The organism is Kribbella flavida DSM 17836, assembly GCF_000024345.1.
GTDB classification, from domain to species: domain Bacteria; phylum Actinomycetota; class Actinomycetes; order Propionibacteriales; family Kribbellaceae; genus Kribbella; species Kribbella flavida.
In genome coordinates, this window is the sequence record NC_013729.1 from 1,472,777 (window position 1) to 1,493,320 (window position 20,544).

The 20,544-nt window shown below is 71.6% G+C and carries 15 protein-coding genes; 9 read left to right on the plus strand and 6 right to left on the minus strand.

All coding sequences use genetic code 11. The features are described from left to right. Positions 1-4: 4 nt before the first annotated feature. Positions 5-898 (minus strand): peptidylprolyl isomerase, encoded by an 894-nt coding sequence (locus tag KFLA_RS06920; protein WP_012919058.1) that lies wholly within the window; start codon positions 896-898, stop codon positions 5-7. Between the two features lie 92 nt (positions 899-990). Continuing rightward, a complete protein-coding gene (locus KFLA_RS06925; protein ID WP_012919059.1) occupies positions 991-1,920 on the minus strand; it encodes an SMP-30/gluconolactonase/LRE family protein in 930 nt (309 codons plus the stop codon). A gap of 127 nt (positions 1,921-2,047) precedes the next feature. On the opposite strand from KFLA_RS06925, the gene KFLA_RS06930 reads away from it, so the two are divergent. The 3 genes from KFLA_RS06930 (at position 2,048) to KFLA_RS06940 (ending at position 5,299) form a co-directional block, all read left to right on the plus strand. Then, positions 2,048-2,542 (plus strand): SigE family RNA polymerase sigma factor, encoded by a 495-nt coding sequence (locus KFLA_RS06930; RefSeq protein ID WP_012919060.1) that lies wholly within the window; start codon positions 2,048-2,050, stop codon positions 2,540-2,542. 8 nt (positions 2,543-2,550) lie between these two features. Continuing rightward, the gene (locus tag KFLA_RS06935) at positions 2,551-3,381 is read left to right on the plus strand and encodes a hypothetical protein (protein ID WP_012919061.1); all 831 of its coding nucleotides are present in this window, start codon (positions 2,551-2,553) and stop codon (positions 3,379-3,381) included. Positions 3,382-3,529: 148 nt separating this feature from the next. After that, positions 3,530-5,299, plus strand: a complete 1,770-nt coding sequence (locus KFLA_RS06940) for an acetyl/propionyl/methylcrotonyl-CoA carboxylase subunit alpha (RefSeq protein WP_012919062.1) — start codon at positions 3,530-3,532, stop codon at positions 5,297-5,299. An 81-nt stretch (positions 5,300-5,380) separates the two neighbouring features. Here KFLA_RS06940 and KFLA_RS06945 read toward each other — a convergent pair whose 3' ends face one another. The 4 genes from KFLA_RS06945 to KFLA_RS06960 form a co-directional block, all read right to left on the minus strand. Beyond that, entirely contained in the window at positions 5,381-6,817 is a 1,437-nt protein-coding gene (locus KFLA_RS06945; protein ID WP_012919063.1) for an Nramp family divalent metal transporter, read from the minus strand. A 151-nt stretch (positions 6,818-6,968) separates the two neighbouring features. Then, positions 6,969-7,814, minus strand: a complete 846-nt coding sequence (locus KFLA_RS06950) for an SMP-30/gluconolactonase/LRE family protein (protein ID WP_012919064.1) — start codon at positions 7,812-7,814, stop codon at positions 6,969-6,971. A gap of 111 nt (positions 7,815-7,925) precedes the next feature. After that, positions 7,926-8,366 (minus strand): YdeI/OmpD-associated family protein, encoded by a 441-nt coding sequence (locus KFLA_RS06955; protein ID WP_012919065.1) that lies wholly within the window; start codon positions 8,364-8,366, stop codon positions 7,926-7,928. Between the two features lie 4 nt (positions 8,367-8,370). Further along, entirely contained in the window at positions 8,371-10,563 is a 2,193-nt protein-coding gene (locus tag KFLA_RS06960; protein ID WP_012919066.1) for an MMPL family transporter, read from the minus strand. A 218-nt stretch (positions 10,564-10,781) separates the two neighbouring features. Between KFLA_RS06960 and KFLA_RS06965 the strand changes: the two genes are divergently transcribed. The 6 genes from KFLA_RS06965 to KFLA_RS06990 are packed head-to-tail and all read left to right on the plus strand — an operon-like array spanning position 10,782 to position 20,531. Continuing rightward, positions 10,782-12,164, plus strand: a complete 1,383-nt coding sequence (locus tag KFLA_RS06965; protein ID WP_012919067.1) for an MFS transporter — start codon at positions 10,782-10,784, stop codon at positions 12,162-12,164. After that, the gene (locus tag KFLA_RS06970; RefSeq protein WP_012919068.1) at positions 12,161-14,281 is read left to right on the plus strand and encodes a molybdopterin oxidoreductase family protein; all 2,121 of its coding nucleotides are present in this window, start codon (positions 12,161-12,163) and stop codon (positions 14,279-14,281) included. The genes KFLA_RS06965 and KFLA_RS06970 overlap by 4 nt, the downstream gene beginning before the upstream one ends. Further along, positions 14,278-18,291, plus strand: a complete 4,014-nt coding sequence (gene nirB / locus KFLA_RS36510) for a nitrite reductase large subunit NirB (RefSeq protein ID WP_012919069.1) — start codon at positions 14,278-14,280, stop codon at positions 18,289-18,291. The genes KFLA_RS06970 and nirB overlap by 4 nt, the downstream gene beginning before the upstream one ends. Then, positions 18,288-18,629 (plus strand): nitrite reductase small subunit NirD, encoded by a 342-nt coding sequence (gene nirD / locus KFLA_RS06980; RefSeq protein WP_012919070.1) that lies wholly within the window; start codon positions 18,288-18,290, stop codon positions 18,627-18,629. The genes nirB and nirD overlap by 4 nt, the downstream gene beginning before the upstream one ends. Beyond that, positions 18,619-19,746 carry a uroporphyrinogen-III synthase gene (locus tag KFLA_RS06985; protein WP_012919071.1) on the plus strand — a complete coding sequence of 376 codons (1,128 nt, stop codon included), beginning with the start codon at positions 18,619-18,621 and terminating at the stop codon, positions 19,744-19,746. Before nirD ends, KFLA_RS06985 begins: the two co-directional genes overlap by 11 nt. Beyond that, positions 19,743-20,531 carry a sirohydrochlorin chelatase gene (locus KFLA_RS06990; protein ID WP_012919072.1) on the plus strand — a complete coding sequence of 263 codons (789 nt, stop codon included), beginning with the start codon at positions 19,743-19,745 and terminating at the stop codon, positions 20,529-20,531. The genes KFLA_RS06985 and KFLA_RS06990 overlap by 4 nt, the downstream gene beginning before the upstream one ends. The last annotated feature ends 13 nt before the right edge of the window (positions 20,532-20,544 follow it).

A 20,544-nucleotide genomic window follows, 5' to 3' on the forward strand; every position in this document is an offset into this window, starting at 1 on the left:
TGCCCTAGTTCTTGGCGGCCGTGGTCGCGGCCGTGATCCTGACCTCGGTACCGGGCGCGCCGTCGGTCGGGCCGTCCTTCGGGATCACCCCGGCGTTCGCGACCTTGTCGATCGCCTTCAGACCGGCCTCGTCGATGGTGCCGAACGCGGTGTACGCCGGGTCGAGGGCGGAGCCGTCGCCCCACACGACGAAGAACTGGCTGCCGTTGGTGTTCGGGCCGGAGTTGGCCATCGCGAGTGTGCCGCGGCCGTACTTGAGCTCCGGGAACACCTCGTCCTTGAAGCTGTAGCCGGGGCCGCCGCTGCCGCTGCCGCTCGGGTCGCCGCACTGCAGCACCTGCAGGCCCTCGCCGACGGTGAGCCGGTGGCAGATCGTGTTGTCGAAGTACTTCTGGTTCACCAGGCTGACGAAGCTCTTCACCGTGCAGGGGGCGAGCGCGCTGTCCAGGGTGAGTCCGAGGTCGCCGACACTGGTCTTCAGGGTGACCGCCGTGGTGCCGCTGGCCTTGACCTTGCCGTTCGCCGGCGGGTCGACCTTCTTCGCGGCCGGCTCGCTGCCCTTGGGGTAGCTGCAGTCCACCTCGGCCGGCAGCGCCGTCGGCCGCTTCGGCGGCGGCGCGAGCGCGGTCGGGATCGACTTCGGCTTGTTGTCCGGACCCGCGGTGGCCGGCAGCTCGGTGGTGGGCGCCGGCGACGGGGACTCACCCGCGACCGGCGTGTCCTTGCCGCCGGTGTTCGCCGCGATCAGCACCGCGCCGACGATCACCACGACGACCGACACGATCGCCGTGATCGTGATCGCGAGCATCCTGCGCTGCCGCGCCCGCTCCTGGGCCCGCTCGGCCTGCCGCTGCGCCTTCCGCGCCGCCAGCTGCTGCTGATGGGTCTTCTTGGACATCTCACTCCTCACCTGGAACGGGCCAACGCTGCCCGGAACCTACCGCCAAACCCTGAGAATCAGCTGTTAATCGGTGCGGCACGCCACCGGCGTCAGCGCGGGTCGTACGCCTCCGGGCCGCCGTTGACCGAGGTGAAGACCGAGTACAGCGACGTGGTCGCGGTGAGGAACAGGCGGTTGCGCTTGGCGCCGCCGAAGCAGAGGTTGGAGACGGTCTCCGGGACCAGCAGCTTGCCGAGCAGGGTGCCGTCGGGGTCGTAGACGTGCACGCCGTCGCCGGCCGCGCCCCAGATCCGGCCGGCCGCGTCGAGCCGGATGCCGTCGAAGGCGCCGTTGCCGCACTCGGCGAACAGCTCGCCGCCGGACAGCGCCGTACCGTCGTCGCTGACCGTGAAGACCCGGATCGTCGCCTCCTCGGTGTCGGTCACGTAGAGCCGCGAACCGTCAAGGGAGAAGACCAGGCCGTTGGGCCGGTTGAAGTCGTCGGCGACCCGGGTGATCGCGCCGTCCGGACCGATCCGGTAGACGTGGCAGCCCTCGGTCTCGATCTCGCCCTGGTGGCCCTCGTAGTCGCTGTCGATCCCGTACGCCGGGTCGGTGAACCAGACCGAGCCGTCCGGCCGGACCACCACGTCGTTCGGGCTGTTCAGCCGGCGCCCTTCGTAGCCGTCGGCCAGCACCCGCACGGACCCGTCGTGCTCGGTCCGGGTGACCCGGCGGTTGCCGTGCTCGCAGCTGACCAGCCGGCCCTGCTCGTCCCGGGTGTGCCCGTTGGTGTAGCCGGCCGGCGTCCGGTACGCCGAGACCTGGTACGACGTCTCGTCCCAGCGCAGGATCCGGTCGTTCGGGATGTCGCTGAACAGCACGGACCGGCCGGCCGGCGAGTACACCGGTCCCTCCAGCCACCGCCCACCCGTCCACAACCGCTCCAGGTGGGCATCGCCCCGGATCCCGGTGAACCGGTCGTCCAGCTTCTCCCAGACAGCGGGAACCGTTCCGGCGAGTGGCTCGAGCAGGGACATCCGCACTCCTCACGATCGGGTGACAGCGTGGTCACCCGCGATCGTACGGCGACAGCGCGCCGGACGGCCCCCTTGAACCTTTTCCGGGCGGACTCTCTCTTGCAGGGTGAGAGAGGGGAGACCGTCGGTGCGACGTGACGAGGAGTTCGAGCAGTACGCCAGAGCTCGGCAGCAGCGGCTGTTCCGGCAGGCTTACCTGCTGTGCGGTGACCGGGACAGCGCCCAGGACCTGGTCCAGGCGACGCTGCTGAAGCTGTACCGCGCCTGGCCGTCGGTCCGGCGCGCGGAACAGGTCGACGCCTACGGGTACAAGACCATGGTCCGCACCTACCTCGACGGTGAGCGGCGCCGGCGGCGGGAGCTGGACTGGCACCGCAGACGGGATGCCGCCCGGCCGGCGCCGTCCGTCGACCTGCGGATGACGCTGCTGGCGGCACTGGCCGAACTGCCGGCCCGCGCTCGCGCCGTCGTCGTCCTCCGGTACTGGGAGGACCTCAGCATCGAGCAGACGGCCGACGCGCTCGGCTGCAGTCCCGGCACCGTGAAGTCGCACGCGTCCCGCGCGCTCGCCCTGCTGCGGGACCGCTTGGGCGAGGACTACCAGGCACTGTCCGCGAACTAGGAGGAGACATGACGCTCGATCTCAAGCAAGGTCTGGCCACGTCGCTCGCCGACGTGGAGCCCATGCCCGACGTGGTGCCGACCGTCCTGGCGGCAGGCGCCCGCTCGGTGCGCCGGCGTCGAGCCCTGGCCGGAGCAACAGCGGTGTTCTCGACGGTCGCTCTGGTGGCCGGGGCGGTGACGGTCGTGCCCGCGGTCCGGTCGACCATGCCGGTCGTGGAACCCGGCAGCACGCTCCGGTCGATCCCCCCGGTGCTCGAGTACGACGAGTTTCTCGACCACGTGGCGGAGACGTTGTCCGTGCTGCTGCCCGAGCGGTTCGGTGAGGTCCAGGTCGCGCCGGGCGGCGGCAAGGGAAACCTCACCGTGACGGCCGACGGTGCGACGTTCCCGCTGCAGGTGGAACTGCTCGAGCCGATGGCCGACTTCCCGTCCCCCGGCACCCGCTGCGTCCCGCCGACGCCGCTCGACAAGGGCACCGTGCGGGTGGAGCCAGGGGACGACGGATGTCAGGTGCGGCAGGTCCCGTCCGGAGGGCTCGCGATCGTGCGGCAGGAGAGTGGCGCCCAGCAGCAGACGGTGGAGAACGGCGTCACGGTGCTGCGACCGGTCCCCGGCGCCAAGATCTGGTGGCTGGTCGTCGACCACCACGGTCTCGGCCTGCGGTTGGCGCTCTTCCCGGACGAGCAGGCCGGCATCGCGGCCCCGATCACCAGTGACGAACTGCTGACGCTCGCCGCCGACGAGCACTTGGAAGCGCTGCTCGACGCCTGGGCGTCGCATCTGTCCGCCACGTACCGGTGGGTGCGTACCCCCACCACGCCGCCCACGCCGCGCTGATCGTCACGTGGACACCGTGACCAGTCCTCAGACAGTTGCCGTGCCGGCGACCGCCTTCGGGCGGCCGTCCGCCGTGGTGTGACGCACAACCTGCCTTCCGGCCAGTAACTTCGTCCTACACTCAGGCGACGCCGAAGGGAGCTGCGCTGTGCCGAACAGCAAGAAGATCACCAAGGTCCTGGTCGCGAACCGGGGCGAGATCGCCGTCCGGGTCGTGCGCGCCGCCGCCGACGCCGGCCTGGCCAGCGTCGCCGTGTACGCCGAGCCGGACCGCGACGCGTTGTTCGTCCGGCTCGCCGACGAGGCGTACTCGCTGGACGGCGCCACGCCGGCGGACTCGTACCTGAACATCGCCAAGATCCTGGACGTCGCGGCCCGCTCCGGCGCGGACGCGGTGCACCCGGGCTACGGCTTCCTGGCCGAGAACGCCGAGTTCGCGCAGGCGGTGATCGACGCTCGCCTGATCTGGATCGGCCCGCCGCCGTCGGCGATCGACTCGCTCGGCGACAAGGTGAAGGCCCGGCACATCGCCGAGAAGGTCGGCGCCCCGCAGGTCCCCGGCACGCCCGACCCGGTCGCCGACGCGTCCGAGGTGGTCGCGTTCGCCGAGCAGTACGGGCTGCCGATCGCGATCAAGGCGGCGTACGGCGGTGGCGGCCGCGGGATGAAGGTGGCCCGCACGCTGGAGGAGGTGCCGGAGCTGTTCGAGTCCGCGACCCGGGAGGCGATCAGCGCCTTCGGCCGCGGCGAGTGCTTCGTCGAGCGCTACCTGGACCAGCCCCGGCACGTCGAGACCCAGTGCCTGGCCGATGCCCACGGCAACGTCGTGGTGGTCTCCACCCGGGACTGCTCGCTGCAGCGCCGGTACCAGAAGCTGGTCGAGGAGGCGCCCGCGCCGTTCCTCACCGACGAGCAGCTGGAGATCCTCTACACCTCGTCCAAGGCGATCCTGCGCGAGGCCGGCTACGTCGGCGCCGGCACGTGCGAGTTCCTGGTCGGCCAGGACGGGCTGATCTCGTTCCTCGAGGTGAACACCCGGCTGCAGGTCGAGCACCCGGTCTCCGAGGAGGTCACCGGGCTGGACCTGGTCCGGGAGATGTTCCGGATCGCGGACGGCGAAGAGCTCGGCTACGACGACCCGGCGGTGTCCGGGCACTCGATCGAGTTCCGGATCAACGCCGAGGACCCGGGCCGCAACTTCCTGCCCGCGCCGGGCACGCTGACCCGCTGGCACGCGCCGTCCGGACCGGGCGTGCGGCTCGACGGCGGGTACGACCAGGGCGAGACCGTGCCGGGGTCGTTCGACTCGCTGGTGGCCAAGCTGATCGTCACCGGCCGGGACCGGACCCAGGCGCTGGAGCGGTCGCGCCGGGCGCTGAAGGAGTTCGTCGTCGAGGGCATGCCGACGGTGATCCCGTTCCACGCGGCCGTGGTCAGCGACCCGGCCTTCGTCGGCGACGACGGGTTCGCGGTGCACACCCGGTGGATCGAGACCGAGTTCGACAACCGGATCCCGCCGTACGAGGGCGCGGCCGAGTCGGCCGAGGCCGGTGAGCGGGAGAAGGTGACCGTCGAGGTCGGCGGCAAGCGCCTCGAGGTGGTCCTGCCGGCCGGACTGGGGGCCTCCGCGGCGGCCGCCGGCCCGGCGGCGAAGAAGAAGCCGGCCAAGCGGTCGGGCGGCGGCGGCAAGGCGGCCGCGTCCGGCGACGCGCTCACCTCGCCGATGCAGGGCACGATCGTGAAGATCGCCGTCGAGGACGGCGCGACGGTGGCCGAGGGCGACCTGGTCGTCGTGCTGGAAGCGATGAAGATGGAGCAGCCGCTGAACGCGCACAAGGCCGGCACCGTCACCGGGTTCACCGCTCAGGTCGGCGCCACGGTCGCCGCCGGTGCGGCGATCTGCGAGATCAAGGACTGAGAACCCGCGCAACGGCCGGCGAGGCCCGGCCCCGCACCTGCCGCCTTCCGGCGGGGGTGCGGGGCCGTTCGCCGTACGAGGTCAGAAGTTCTTCTGGATCTGGTCGATCACGGTGAAGGTGGCCAGACCACCGAAGGCCAGGAACGCGAACAGCATCACCGCGGTGCGCAGCTTGCTGATCCGGATCGGCGCCGGCAGGGCGCGGGAGTTCATCCACCACAGCAGGCCGGAGTAGACGAACATCATCGTGCCGGCGGTGCAGGCCGAGATGACCAGCAGGACCAGCGGCTGGTCCAGCCCGGCCAGCAGCACGATGATGCCGAAGGCAACCAGGCCCCAGACCAGCCAGAAGTACAGCTTGGACTCGGTGATCGTGGAGTCGCGCAGGTACCGGGCCTTGATCATGTCCGAGGCCAGCCTCGAGGTGTAGTCGACGATGCCGGCCGCGGCCGCGAACAGCGAGAACGCGCCGATCGCCCAGAACAGGTAGCCGAACCAGCCGCCGACCAGCGACTGCAGGTTGACGCCCTCGATCTTCAGGAAGCTGATGTTGTTCTTGACCGACTCGTCGCCGAACAACGTGGAGTGCGCCAGCATCGAGGTGAACATGATCGTCAGCACGGTGATCAGCACGAACGTCAACGCCTGCTCGAGGTTGGCGAACTTCCACCAGCGCTTCCAGCGGGCCAGGTTCTGCTCGTCCGGCGGGAAGGTGTAGCCGTTGGCGCGCGGATCGGCCTCGGGCTCACCGGTGACGGGAGACCTCAGCCGGGGCACGTGCACGCCCATGCCGAAGCCCTTGTCCCGGATCCAGTTGCTCTGGCACAGGTTCTGCCCGCCGCCGGCGCCGGCGTACGCGATCGCGCCCATCATCAGCGCGAAGCCGAGCTGGTCGACCGGGAACTCCGGCTTGGTGACGGCGTCGCCGAGCGCGCTGTAGGTGCGGCCGCGGATCGCGAAGATCAGCGCCAGTACGACCAGCAGCGCGACCGCCGCGATCTTGACGAAGATCAGCCGCTCCAGCATCACGTAGACCACCGGCGCCAGCGTCAGGATCAGCCCGATCACCAGCAGGATGCCGATCGCGATCCAGCGCGGATTCCCGCCCCCGAACAGGTAGCTGAGCATCGACGCCGAACTGGTCGCCCAGCCGGGCCAGAGGTTCGCGAAGTACGTCATGATCGCGAAGAACAGGCCCCAGTGCTTGCCGTAGCGGTTGAACCCGGTCAACGCCGTCTCACCAGTGGCCAGCGTGTACCGCTCGATCTCCATGTTCAGGAACCACTGGATCGCGACGCCGACGACGGCGCCCCAGAGGAACACCAGGCCGACCTGCGACGAGATGTACGGCCAGAGGATGAACTCGCCGGACGCCAGGCCGACGCCGGCGCCGACCATGCCCGGTCCGACGATCCGCCAGACCTTGGTCGGTGGTTCGGGCAGGTCACGAACCTGCGGTGCCGGCAGGTTCTTGGTGGGCAGGTTGAAGCTGTGCTCTGTGGACGTGGTGTCTGCCATGGGCTCCTCGCTCCCGGGTCGACCCCCGATCCACGGACCATAGCCAACGATCCCGCCCGTGGCGACCCGACACCACCTACCGGACCGAACCGGCGGATCCGCTCAGCGGTCCGGCAGGTGGTTGCTGTGGGCGTGGATTCACCGACCGTGGTCAGGGGCGGCCCGCGCCGGGCACCGCGACCTCGAGGCTGAGCACTTCGCCGGTGCGGGGACCGTTGACCAGCCGGTCGAGGTTGTCGGTGATGCTGTCGGCGGAGCGCCACTCGGCGGTGAGGATGTACAGCGTGCGACGGTCGGGTCCGCCGAGGGCCAGGGCGAAGCAGGCCCCGTGCTCACTCAGGTCGATGCGCTGCAGGATCTCGCCACCCTCGGTGACGCGGACGATCGAGGAGTCGGCCGCGGAGACCCAGATCGCGCCGTCGGCGTCGACGCAGATGCCGTCGGGGCCGAGGCCGTCGGCGAAGGTACGACGGTTGCTCAACCCGCCGTCGGCGGCGATGTCGAACGCGGTGAGTCGCCCGGCGAACGACTCGGAGACGACCAGCGTGCGGTCGTCGGGGGAGATGACCATGCCGTTGGGGAACTGGATGTCGTCCGCGACCTCACGCACGGTGCCGTCCGGGGTGACCAGCCTGATGTAGCCCGGGCGCGGGGCCTCGCCGCCGGCGAAGTCGAAGTCCGCGCCGTTCAGGTACACGTTGCCGTGGCCGTCGGCGACGATCTCGTTGCCGCCCTGACCGGAGTACTCCGTGAACGAACCGTCGGGCCCGCGGCGGCGGAGCTTGTCCCCGGTGGTCAGCAGACTGCCGTCGGGCAGCCAGTCGATGGACCAGCCCATCGGGTGCGCGGACGGCGACGGCACCACCTCCACGTCACCGTCCGCGCCGACGGACACGATCTGCTGGTCGATCCAGTTCGCGAACCACAACCGCCCGTCGTGCCACCGGGGCGACTCGGGAATCCCCAGACCGTCCAGCAGGACCTTCGGTTCGGGCATGACACCACCTCGTTTCGTCGAGCTTCACCGACCACCGGCCGGCGCTGTCACCCCCTACACGAACCAGCACACAGCAGATCGACAGCAACCATCGACGAGCCGCCGGCACGCTCAGGCATCGCGCAGGAGGCTCAGGGTTTTTCCGATCCGACGCGTGCGGGTCTCCGGCTTCTTCGCACCGAGCACCGCGGTGACGTGCTCGCGGCGACGGCTGTAGCTCAGCCGCTCGAAGGCAGCGCGCAGACCGGCGTCGTCGAGCGCTTCGGCCAGGTCCGGCGGGATCTCGACGGTGCGTTCGGCCGTGTCGCGGGTGACGGTCACGGTCACCGTGTCGCCCGGCGACTTGGTCAGCCGGCTGCGGATGCCCTTGAGCAGGCCGAGTGCCTGGCAGCCGCCCATCGAGACGACCGAGCCGCGGTACGGGACGCCGTCGAACGTGGCCTGGACGGGGATCCGGGCGCCGCCGCCGAGCGCGGTGAGCACCTCGGCGGGGATCTCGACGTACGCGCCGCCGTGGCCGGCGTCCCGGATCACGGCCTCGAAGGTCTGCATCACGTCACGCCTGCGTCGGCTGGTCGGCCTTCGCGAGTTTGCTGGGCCACCAGACCCTGGGGCCGAGGTCGTGGGCCAGGGCCGGGACGAGCAGTGAGCGGACGACGGTGGTGTCGAGCAGGACGCCGAAGGCGACCATGAAGGCGATCTGGACCAGGAACAGGATCGGCAGCACGGCCAGGGCCGAGAAGGTGGCGGCGAGCACGACGCCGGCGGAGGTGATGACGCCGCCGGTGACCGCGAGACCGATCAGGATGCCCGGTCGGGTGCCCTGCTCGATCGACTCCTCCCGGACCCTGGTCATCAGGAAGATCGAGTAGTCGATGCCGAGCGCAACCAGGAAGACGAACGCGTACAGCGGGATCGACGGGTCGGCACCGGGGAAGTCGAAGACGTGGTTGAACATCAGCGCGCTCACCCCGACCGTGGCGCCGAACGAGATCACGTTGGCGACCACCAGCAGCAGCGCGGCGACCACGGAGCGCAGCAGGACCATCAGCACCAGGAAGATCACCGCGAGAATGGCCGGGATGATCACCCGCAGGTCGCGTTCGCTGGCGTTCAGCACGTCCAGGTTGATCGCGGTGTTGCCGCCGACCAGGACGTCGGGGCTGACCTGGTCGAGCTCGGTGCGCAGGTGCTCGACGACCTCGGTGGCCTCGGGGGAGTCGGCCGCGACCTTGAGCGTGGCCTGGACGAGGACCTTGCCCTCGACCACCTTCGGGGGCACGCCCGGAGCGGCCGAGGCGGTGGCGGTGCCGACGCCGTCGACCTTCATCGCGGTCTGCACCACCTGGGCGGCCTGGTCGACCGGGGTGAGGATCTGCACCGGCGTACCGGCGCCGGCGTCGAAGTGCTTGGCCAGTTCCTCCTGGCCGGTGACGGACTCCACCTTGTCCAGGAACAGTTCGTCCTGGGAGATGCCGGAGGCCTTGAAGGTGGGCAGGAAGGCACCGCAGAGCAGCAGGGCGAGCGCGCTCAGCGCCCAGACCTTGCGCGGGCTGCGGCCGACCAGGCCGGAGACCCGGCCCCACAGCTTGCGGCCGCCGACCTGGTCGCGGGCGTGCACGTGGTCGACCCGCGGGATCGACGGCCAGAAGATCCGCCGGCCGAACGCCAGCAGGACGGCGGGCAGGAACGTCATCGCGCTGACCAGCGCTCCGGCGATGCCGATCGCGCCGACCGGGCCGAGGCCCTTGGTGCTGCCGAGCTCGGACAGCAGCAGGCAGAGCAGACCGAGAATGACGGTCGCGGCGCTGGCGGCGATCGGCTCGATCGAGGCCCGCCAGGCGACCCGCATCGCGGCGTACTTGCTCTCGAAGTCGTGCAGTTCCTCCTTGTACCGGGAGACCAGCAGCAGGGCGTAGTCGGTCGCGGCGCCGACGACGAGGATGAACAGGATGCCCTGGCTCTGGCCGTTCAGCTCGATCACGTTCGCGTCGGCCAGCGGGTAGACCACCAGGGCGGCCAGCGCGAGGCCGAACAGCGCGGTGAACAGCACCGCGATCGGCAGGATCGGGCTGCGGTAGACGATCAGCAGGATGACGAAGACGACCGCGAGCGCGACCCCGAGCAGGATGCCGTCGATGCCGCTGAACGCGACGACGAAGTCGGCGAAGACGCCGCCGGGGCCGGTCACGTAGGCCTGCACACCGGTCGGGGTGAGGACCTCCCGGATCTCCTCGCGCATCTTCTCGGCGACCACGAAGAGCACGGTCTCGCCCTCGGTGACCACCTCGTCGGCACGGTTCTGGTCGAGCTCGACGGTGACCAGCAGCGCCTGCTTGTCCTGCGACGGGACCACCTGCTGGGCCGGCGCGACCAGGTAGTCGCCGATCGTCTTGCCGTTGCCCAGCTCCAGCTTCGGGACCGCGGTGAGAAACTCCTTCGCCTTGGCCAGGTCCTCGCCGGTGATCCCGCTGTCGCGCTCGATCAGCACGAAGTACGGCAGCGACTCGGAGTCGGTGAACTTGGCCGCCTGGTCCGCGACCAGCGTCGACTCGGCCTGCTGGGGCAGGAAGTTGGCGTTGTCGTTCTCCTGGACCTCGCTCAGCCGTCCGACGGTCGGGCCGCCGAGCGAGCCCACCACCAGCCAGCCGATCAGCACCGCCGCGACCGCCGCCCGCCAGGCCCACCGCCCGCCCGTACGCCGTCCCGCGCGCTGCTGCTGCTCCACCCCACCGTACTGCTGGTTCACCGTGGTCCCCTCATCGGTCTGCCGCCGGCTTGTCTGCCCGCACAGTACCGAGGCCCGCCGACGGTACGGCGCAGGCCCCGCGCGAGCACATCTCTCACCGGTCCGGGCCGTGTGTGCGGAGGCCGTTTCGGCGGCGTAACAACGAGATGACCGCTCGGAAACACCCCGGTCATAGCGTCCTGGCCTAATGAACCGGGTCGGATGATCGGAGACGAACGATGACGCTCGAGGCACGGCCGGAGGTCGCCGCACCGCGCGAGCAGACCGGCGGCGTCGGTACCGTCGAGGCGCCGCGGCGCGGGCGCTGGATCGATGTCTGGGACCCGGAGGACCGCACGTTCTGGGCCGAGAAGGGACGCCGGGTGGCCCGGCGCAACCTGTGGCCGTCGATCTTCGCCGAGTTCCTGGGCTTCTCGGTGTGGCAGCTGTGGAGCATCGTGGTGGTCTCGCTGCCGGCCGCGGGCTTCGCGTACAGCACCGACCAGATGTTCTGGCTGGTCGCGCTGCCGAGCCTGGTCGGCGCGACGCTGCGGCTGCCGTACACGTTCGCGGTGCCGAAGTTCGGCGGCCGGAACTGGACGATCGTGTCGGCGACGCTGCTGATCGTGCCGACGGTCGGCCTGGCCGTCTTCGTCAGCCGGCCGGACACCCCGTTCTGGCTGATGGCGCTGGTCGCGGCGACCGCGGGCGCCGGCGGTGGCAACTTCGCCAGCTCGATGACCAACATCTCCTTCTTCTTCCCCGAGCGGGACAAGGGCTTCGCCCTCGGCGTGAACGCGGCCGGCGGCAACCTGGGCGTCGCGGTGGTGCAGCTGCTGGTGCCGATCGTGATCGTGGCCGGCGCCGGCCTGTCGCTGAACCGGGCCGGGCTGATGTGGCTGCCGCTGATCGTGCTGGCCGCCGTGCTGGCCTGGAAGCTGATGGACAACCTGTCCGCGGCGACCTCGTCGTTCCGGGCCTCGGTGGCGGCGGCGAAGCGCCCGCACACCTGGGTCATCTCGTTCCTCTACATCGGCACGTTCGGCTCGTTCATCGGCTTCTCGGCGGCGTTCCCGCTGCTGATCAAGACCACCTTTCCCGACGTCGCCGGCATCCAGCTGGCCTTTCTCGGCGCGCTGGTCGGCTCGGTGTCCCGCCCGTTCGGCGGCAAGCTGGCCGACCTGGTCGGCGGCGCCTGGGTGACGGTCTGCGCGTTCGTGGTGATGGGGCTCGGCATCCTGGCGGCGATCGTGTCGCTGAACGCGGGCAGCTTCGCCGGGTTCCTGATCAGCTTCCTGGTGCTGTTCGTGGCCAGCGGCGCCGGCAACGGGTCGACGTACCGGATGATTCCGGCGGTGTTCCGGCAGACCACGCGGGACCTGGACGGCCGGCCGGACCTGGTCCGTGCCCGGCGGGAGGCGGCGGCCTGCATCGGCATCGCCTCCGCGGTCGGCGCGTACGGCGGGTTCCTGGTGCCGCGCGGGTTCGCGATGTCCAACGGCCAGTACGGCTCGCTGGTGCCGGCCCTCTACACCTTCTGCGGGTTCTACGTGGTCTGCCTGGCGGTGACCTACTTCTGCTACCTGCGCCGGGGTGGTCCGCTCAGCGGGGAGCGCGTGTGACCGCCACCCACTGCCCGTACTGCGCGCTGCAGTGCGCCACGTCGCTGGTCCGGGGATCGGGTGCGGCGCCGGTCACCGTGCAGCCGCGCGAGTTCCCCACCAACCGGGGTGGCCTGTGCCGCAAGGGCTGGACGGCGGCCGAGGTGCTGACTGTGCCGGACCGGTTGACTGCTCCGCTCGTCCGCGACGCCGCGGGGGAGCTGGTCGAGACGACCTGGGAGCACGCTCTTGATGTTGTCGCCGAGCGGATCACGGCGCTGCAGACGGCGTACGGCCAGGACGCGGTCGCGGTCTTCGGCGGCGGCGGGCTGACCAACGAGAAGGCGTACGCGCTCGGCAAGTTCGCCCGGGTCGCGCTGCGCACCGCGAACGTGGACTACAACGGCCGGTTCTGCATGTCGTCGGCGGCCGCGGCGACGAACCGGTCCTTCGGCGTCGACCGTGGCCTGCCGTTCCCGCTGACGGACCTGGGCGGAGCGGGCGCGATCCTGCTCGTGGGCAGCAACCTGGCCGAGACGATGCCGCCCGCCGTGGCGCATCTGGCCGGCGCACGCGACGCGGGTGGACTTCTGGTCGTCGACCCGCGGCGTACCGCGACTGCTCAGCTCACCGAAGAGGCGGCCGGTATTCACCTGCAGGCGACGCCCGGGTCGGACCTGGCGCTGGTGCTGGCCCTGACCCACGTCGTCCTGCAGGAAGGGCTGGCCGACACCGCGTACCTGCGGGAGCGGACGGACGACCCGGACGCGCTGTACCGGTCGACCGCCGCCTGGTGGCCCGAGCGCGCGGAGCGGGTGACCGGCGTACCGGCTGGAGTGATTCGGCAGGCCGCGCGGGTGCTGGCGGGTGCTGCGCCGGTGCATGGCGGTGCTGGGGCCTTCGTGCTCACTGGGCGCGGAGCTGAGCAGCACAGCAAGGGCACCGACACCGTCACCGCCTGCATCAACCTCGCCCTGGCACTCGGACTGCCCGGTCGGGTCGGCAGCGGCTATGGCTGCATCACTGGTCAGGGCAACGGGCAAGGCGGCCGGGAGCACGGGCAGAAGGCGGATCAGCTGCCGGGCTACCGGAGCATCGGCGTTCCTGCTGCGCGGGCGCACGTCGCCCGCGTGTGGGGAGTCGAGCCGGAGTCGTTGCCGGGGCCTGGGAAGAGCGCGGTCGAGTTGATCAACGCTCTGGGTACGCCGGACGGCCCGCGCGCGCTGCTGGTGCACGGGAGCAACCTGCTGGTGTCGGCGCCGCGGCTGGCGTCGGTGCGGGAGCGGCTGGCGTCGCTGGACCTGCTGGTCGTGGCGGACGTCGTACCGTCGGAGACCGCGCTGCTGGCGGACGTCGTCTTCCCGGTCACGCAGTGGGCCGAGGAGGACGGCACGATGACCTCGCTGGAGGGCCGGGTACTGCGGCGGCGGGCCGCGATCACGCCGCCCGGCAACGTGCGGAGCGATCTGGCGATCTTCGCCGGCCTGGCGTCGCGCCTGGGGTGCTCGGCGTCCTTCCCGACCGATCCGGCCGAGGTGTTCGAGGAGCTGCGGCTGGCCAGCGCGGGCGGGATCGCGGACTACTCGGGGATCAGTTGGTCGCGCCTGGACGCCGGCGAGGCGTTGTTCTGGCCGGTGCCGGCCGAGGACCACCCGGGCACGCCCCGGTTGTTCGCTGACCGGTTCGGTACGCCGGACGGGCGGGCGCGGGTGATCACGGTCGAGCACCGGGCGGTTGCCGACGACCTGCGCAGCGACGCCCCGCTGTACCTGGTCACCGGTCGGCTGCTGCAGCACTACCAAAGCGGCGCGCAGACGCGGCGCGTCGTCGAGTTGGCCGAGGCCGAGCCGGAGGTGTTCGCGGAGATCCACCCGCGGGTCGCGGCCGCGCTGGGACTTCGCGACGGCGGGCTGGTCCGGTTGCGCACGGCCCGCGGGTCGATGGTGTGCGCGGCCCGGGTGACCGGTGACGTGCGGCCGGACACGGTGTTCGTGCCGTTCCACTACGGCGGTGCGGCGGCGGTGAACGAGCTGACCAACGACGTGCTCGACCCGGTGTCGCGGATGCCGGAGTTCAAGGCGTGCGCGGTCGAGCTGGTGGCCGTGGCCGGGGCCGGCTTCGCGGAGGTGCCGGCATGACCGAACAGGTAGTGATCATCGGCGGCGGCATGGGCGGCACCCGGCTGGCCGAGCTGCTGTCCAGCCAGTACGACGTGACGCTGCTCGCCGACGAGCCGTACTACCAGCGTCACCGCCTCACCGAGTACGTCGCCGGCCGGGCACCGCGTCCCGGTGCGCCGACAGGGCCGAACGGGCGCGCGGCGGTTCGGGTGGATCGGGCGCGGCAGGTTGTGGTCGACGAGGCCGGCGGCGAGCACATGTACGACCGGCTGGTTTTCGCGACCGGGGCCGAACCGGTGGTTCCCGGCGGAGTCGTGGCCGGCGGCGGAGTGTACTTGTTGCGCACGGCAACTGACGCCGAGGGCATCGGGGCGGCGGCGGTCGAGGCGCGGCGGGCGGTGGTGCTGGGCGGCGGCGTACTGGGGGTCGAGACGGCCTGCGCGCTGCGGGAGCGCGGTGTCGCGGTGACGCTCGTTCACGACGGTGAGACGTTGCTGGACACGCGGGTCGGGTCGACGGCCGGGCGAGCCGTCACCCGGGCGGTGCGCCGGCTCGGGATCGAGGTGCTGCTCAGCACGCGGATCCACTCCACCGACGCCCGCGACGGCCGCTTTCGCGCGCTGCAGCTCGACGGCGGCCGAGCGGTTTTCGCCGACCTGCTCGTCGTCACCTGCGGCGTACGGCCTCGGACGGCTCTCGCCGAACAGGCCGGTCTGGCGATCGGGCCGGCCGGGGGCATCGCGGTCGATGGCACGCTGACCACGCCGGACGACCCGCGGGTGCACGCGCTCGGCGACTGCGCCGAGGTCCGAGGGGTCGTCACCGGCACGGTCGAGTCCACCTGGGCCCAGGCGGAAGTACTGGCTGCCCAGCTGACCGCCACCGCCCCGGTCTCCGGCCTGTCGTCGGCGGCACCCGGTGCGAGTACGCCTTCGCCCGCGCGGATCGACCCACCCGCCCAAGAGCTGCCGGCCGAGGTGGTTCGGCTGACCGCGGGTGGGCTGGACGTGATGGTGCTGGGGGAGCGCGACGCCGACGGCGAGGTGGTGCGGCTGGCCGAGGACGAGCGGTACGTGCGGGCCGTGCTGGTGGACGGCGTGGTCCGGGCTGCGGTGGCGGTCGGTGCGCCGGAGGTGGCCGCCGAGCTGGTGCAGCTGGCGGACCGGCGTACCCCGGTGCTCGGCGAAATGTTGCTGAAGGCACCGGAAACGCCGCGGTCGAGCCGGCCGGTGTGCCGGTGCAACGGAGTGACCCGGGCCGTGATCGAGGCGGCGTGGAAGGCGGGTGCCGACAGTGTGGCCGGCATCGCGGACAGGACCAGAGCGACCACCGGCTGCGGCAGCTGTACCGGCGCCGTCGGTGACCTTCTCGACCGGCTGCGGCGCGGCGAGACCGAACCCGTCCCGACCAGGAGGGCAACCATGACAGAGCTCGGCAAGGCGAAACACCTGGTGGTCGTGGGCGGCGGCATGGTCGCGCACCGGCTGGTCGAGGCCCTGCGGTCGCGCGACACCGGCATCCGGTGGCGCATCACCGTGCTGGCCGAGGAGCCGCGGCTGCCGTACGACCGGGTCGCGCTGACCAGCTACTTCTCCGGCCGCGACCCGCACGACCTGAGCCTCGGCGAGCCGGAGCTGTGGGACGACCCGGCGGTGACGCTGCGCAAGGGGGTCACGGTCGCGGCGCTGGATGTCGAGGCCAGGACCGTCCGGACCACCCGCGACGAGGTGATCCGGTACGACGAGGTGGTGCTGGCCACCGGCTCCAGCGCCTTCGTGCCGCCGGTGAAGAACAGCGACGCGCAGGGCTGCTTCGTCTACCGCACGATCGACGACGTCGCCGCGCTGCGCACGTACGTCGAGCGGCTGCGCACCGAGCGCGAGGCGGAGAGCAAGCCCGAGCGCAAGGTCGTGCACGGTGTCGTGGTCGGTGGTGGTCTGCTCGGCCTCGAGGCAGCGGGTGCACTGCGGGCGCTCGGCGCCGTCACCAACGTGGTCGAGTTCGCGCCGCGGCTGATGCCGCTGCAAGTGGACGAGGGCGGCGGCAGCGCGCTCGCCCGGCTCATCCGCGGTCTCGACGTCAACGTGCACACCTCGACTCAGACCACCCGGGTCAAGCTCACCTCGCAGGGCGCGGCCCGCGCGATGGCGGTGGCCGAGGGCCCCGATCTCGCCGCGGACGTGGTGGTGTTCGCGACCGGCGTCCGGCCGCGGGACGGACTTGCCCGCGCGGCCGGCCTGCCGATCGGCGAGCGCGGCGGTGTCGTGGTCGACGAGTCCTGCCGGACCTCGGTGCCGGGAGTCTGGGCGATCGGTGAGGTGGCCTGCATCGAGGGCCGGGTCTGGGGCCTGGTCGCGCCCGGCTACGCGATGGCCGAGATCGTGGCCGACCGGCTGCTCGGCGGCGAGGCGACCTTCCCGGGCGCGGACTCGTCGACCAAGCTGAAGCTGCTCGGCGTCGACGTCGCCAGCTTCGGTGACGCCTTCGGGGCCACCGAGGGCGCGCTCGACATCGTCTACGCCGACCCGGTCGCCGGGGTCTACAAGAAGCTGGTGCTGTCCGACGACGCCCGCACGCTGCTCGGCGGCATCCTGGTCGGCGACGCCTCGGCGTACGCGGCGCTGCGGCCGATGGTGGGACGCGAGCTGGGCGCCGACCCGGCGTCGTACCTGTTGCCCGAGGGCGCGCAGCCGACGCAGCTCGAGCTGCCGGACGACGCGCCGGTCTGCTCCTGCAACAACGTGTCCGCCGGGACCATCCGGTGTGCCGTCCGCGAGGAGGGCTGCGGCGATCTGAAGTCGCTGTGCGGGAAGACCAAGGCGGGTACGAGCTGCGGCTCCTGCATGCCGATCGTGAAGAACCTGCTGAACGCCGAGCTGGCCGCGGCCGGCGTCGAGGTGAGCAAGGCGCTGTGCGAGCACTTCGCGCTGTCGCGGGCCGAGCTGTTCGACGTCGTCCGGGTGACCGGGCTGCGCACGTTCAGCGAGATCGTCGAACGGCACGGCACCGGTCGCGGCTGCGACATCTGCAAGCCGGTGGTCGCGTCGGTCCTGGCCAGCCTGGACCCGGGCGTGCACGTGCTCGACGGTGAGCGCGCCTCCCTGCAGGACACCAACGACCACGTGATGGCCAACATCCAGAAGGACGGCACGTACTCCGTCGTACCGCGCATCCCGGGCGGCGAGGTGACGCCGGACGGGCTGATCGCGATCGGCGAGGTGGCCCGCGACTTCGGCCTCTACACCAAGATCACCGGCGGCCAGCGGGTCGACCTGTTCGGGGCCCGGATCGAGCAGCTGCCGGCGATCTGGGCGCGGCTGGTCGACGCCGGGTTCGAGTCCGGGCACGCGTACGGCAAGGCGCTGCGCACGGTGAAGTCCTGCGTGGGGTCGACCTGGTGCCGGTACGGCGTCCAGGACTCGGTGGGCATGGCGATCGCGCTGGAGCTGCGGTACCGCGGCCTGCGCTCGCCGCACAAGCTGAAGCTCGGGGTGTCCGGCTGTGCCCGGGAGTGCGCCGAGGCGCGCGGCAAGGACGTCGGCGTGATCGCGACCGAGCACGGCTGGAACCTGTACGTCGGCGGGAACGGCGGGATGACGCCGCGGCACGCGCAGCTGCTGGCCTCCGACCTCAGCGACGAGCAGCTGCTGCAGGCGATCGACCGGTTCCTGATGTACTACATCCGCACCGGGGACCGGTTGCAGCGTACCGCCGTCTGGATCAACGAGATCGACGGTGGCCTGGACCACGTCCGCGACGTCGTACTGAACGACAGCCTCGGCATCGCGGCCGATCTCGACGCGGCGATGGCCGCGCACGTCGACTCCTACGTCGACGAGTGGCGCGCCACCCTGCAGGACCCGGACAAGCTGTCCCGGTTCGTCTCCTTCGTGAACGCGCCCGACCAGCCCGACGCCGACCTGCGCTACGTGGTCGAGCGCAACCAGCCGCGGCCGGCGACCCCGGACGAACGCGGACAGCTGGAGCCGGTGCTGCTGGCCGGCCCCCGATTGGAGGTACGCCGATGAGTGTCACGACGGCTGCGACGGTGGTGTGCGGCTATCACGAGCTGCTGCCCGAGCGAGGGGTCGCCGCGTTGCTGGGCGACCGGCAGATCGCTCTGTTCCGGACCTACGACGGTGCCGTGTTCGCGCTGGACAACCTGGACCCGTTCTGCGGCGCGAACGTGCTGTCGCGCGGCATCGTCGGCAGCCGGGGCGACGTGCCGACGGTGGCCTCGCCGATGTTCAAGCAGGTCTTCGACCTGCGGACCGGCGTCTGCCTGGACGACCCGGACGTCGCGGTCGCGGCGTACCCGGTCCAGGTGGTCGACGGCCGGGTGCTGGTGGGCCTCGGTGGCGAGTAGGCCCGGGCCGCTCAGCGGCTGCACGATCGCCGTCACCGCGCACCGGCGGGCCGACGACCTGATCGCGTCGTTCGAGCGTCGGGGCGCGAAGGTGCTGCACGCGCCGACGCTGCAGATCGTGCCGGCGCCGGACGACCAGACGCTGATCGAGGCGACCCGGCGGGTGATCGCGAACCCGCCGGACGACGTGGTGGTGACCACCGCGGTCGGGTTCCGCGGCTGGGTCGAGGCGGCCGACACCGCCGGACTGGCGGCCGACCTGCTGGGCACGCTGGAGCAGGCCCGGCTGCTGGCCCGGGGTCCGAAGGCGCGCGGCGCGATCCGGGCCGCCGGGCTGGTGGAGCACTGGTCGGCGCGCTCGGAGACCACGACCGAGGTCGTCGAGTGGCTGAAGGACCAGGGCGTGGCCGGCCGCAAGATCGTCGTGCAGCTGCACGGCATGTCGGAACCGGGTCTGCAGGACACGCTGCGGCAGGCCGGCGCGTCCGTGCGGGGACTGGAGGTCTACCGGTGGGGTCCGGCGCCGGACCCGGTGGTGGTCGAGCGGGTGATCGGGCAGATCTCCGCCGGCGCTGTCGACGCTGTCGTCCACACGTCGGCACCGGCAGCACAGGCGATGCTCGACGCGGCCGCGCTGAACGGCCAGTACGACGCACTGGTGACCGCGCTGCGGACCGGGCGGGTGCTGAACGCCTGCGTCGGCCCGGTGACCGCCGGGCCGTTCGTGGCGCTGGGGCTGGAGCCGCTGGTGCCCGACCGGTACCGGTTGGGAGCGTTGATCCGGAGCGTGACCGACCGGCTGACCGACGAGAACGCGCGGTCGATCGAGACGGCGTACGGGCAGTTGGTGATCCGGGGTGGGGCCGCGGTGCTCGACGGCGTGGTGCTGCCGTTGGGCCCGGGGCCGCGGGCCGTGCTGGCCGCGCTGGTGGCCGCCGGTGGCGACGTGGTGTCGCGACCGGAGTTGCTCGCGGTGCTGCCGGGGGCCGAGGACGTCCATGCGGTGGAGGTGACGGTGAACAGGTTGCGCACAGCGGTCGGGAAACCCGAGCTGGTACGGACCGTCGTACGGCGGGGGTACCGGTTGGCCGTCGAGCCGGCAGCGGTGCCGTCATGACCGATCTGGTGGCGGCGGCGCACGGCACGGCCGATCCGCGCGGGATCCGGGCGGTCCACTCGCTGGTCCGGATCATCGCGCGGTTGCGGCCGGAAGTGCCGGTCTCGCTGGGGTTTGTGGACGTGGACACGCCGGCGCTGCCGTCGCTGATGACCAGGGTTGTTGCTGACAGCAACCGTGCGGTGGTGGTGCCGTTGCTGCTCAGCTCGGGGTACCACGTGGCGGTGGACGTGCTCGGCGAGGCAACCCGCCGCCCCGACCAGGTGGCCGCCGCCGAAGCGCTAGGGCCGGACCCGGTCCTGGCAGAGATCCTGGCCGACCGGCTGGCGGCGAGCCTGCGCCCGGACGGCGACGTTCGCGGCGTCGACCGGGTGGTGCTGGCGGCGGCAGGGTCGTCCGACCGACGGGCGCTGCTGGACTGCTCGGCGGTGGCGGCTTCGCTGGCCGCGCTCGTCAACCGGCCGGTGGAGGTCGGCTACGTCTCGGGGGCCGGCGAGCGGCTGGGCGCCGTACTGGAGCGGACTCCCGGACGAGTGGCTGTGGCGACCTATCTGCTGGCTCCCGGCTTCTTCGCCGACCGGATCGCCACGGTCGCCGCACGAGCGGGCGCGACCGCAAGCGCACCGCTCGGACCGGATCCCCGCCTGGCGACGCTTGCGCTACGCCGCTTCGACGAGGCGGTCGCCCGGCGCTGGGCGGCGGACCCGAGTGAGCCTGCTTGCGCTTGCCCGGGCACGCGACGGGCGCGGGAACTGGCGAGGTCCAAAATTGTCGGAGGGCACTGACTAGTCTTCGGCT

Bases quoted from the DNA above. Each gene is read 5' to 3' on its own strand.
- KFLA_RS06965 (WP_012919067.1), top strand. From the start codon at position 10,782: ATGACGCTCGAGGCACGGCCGGAGGTCGCCGCACCGCGCGAGCAGACC.
- KFLA_RS06955 (WP_012919065.1), bottom strand. From the start codon at position 8,366: ATGCAGACCTTCGAGGCCGTGATCCGGGACGCCGGCCACGGCGGCGCG.
- nirD (WP_012919070.1), top strand. From the start codon at position 18,288: ATGAGTGTCACGACGGCTGCGACGGTGGTGTGCGGCTATCACGAGCTG.
- nirB (WP_012919069.1), top strand. From the start codon at position 14,278: ATGACCGAACAGGTAGTGATCATCGGCGGCGGCATGGGCGGCACCCGG.
- KFLA_RS06920 (WP_012919058.1), bottom strand. From the start codon at position 898: ATGTCCAAGAAGACCCATCAGCAGCAGCTGGCGGCGCGGAAGGCGCAG.
- KFLA_RS06925 (WP_012919059.1), bottom strand. From the start codon at position 1,920: ATGTCCCTGCTCGAGCCACTCGCCGGAACGGTTCCCGCTGTCTGGGAG.
- KFLA_RS06950 (WP_012919064.1), bottom strand. From the start codon at position 7,814: ATGCCCGAACCGAAGGTCCTGCTGGACGGTCTGGGGATTCCCGAGTCG.
- KFLA_RS06990 (WP_012919072.1), top strand. From the start codon at position 19,743: ATGACCGATCTGGTGGCGGCGGCGCACGGCACGGCCGATCCGCGCGGG.
- KFLA_RS06945 (WP_012919063.1), bottom strand. From the start codon at position 6,817: ATGGCAGACACCACGTCCACAGAGCACAGCTTCAACCTGCCCACCAAG.
- KFLA_RS06935 (WP_012919061.1), top strand. From the start codon at position 2,551: ATGACGCTCGATCTCAAGCAAGGTCTGGCCACGTCGCTCGCCGACGTG.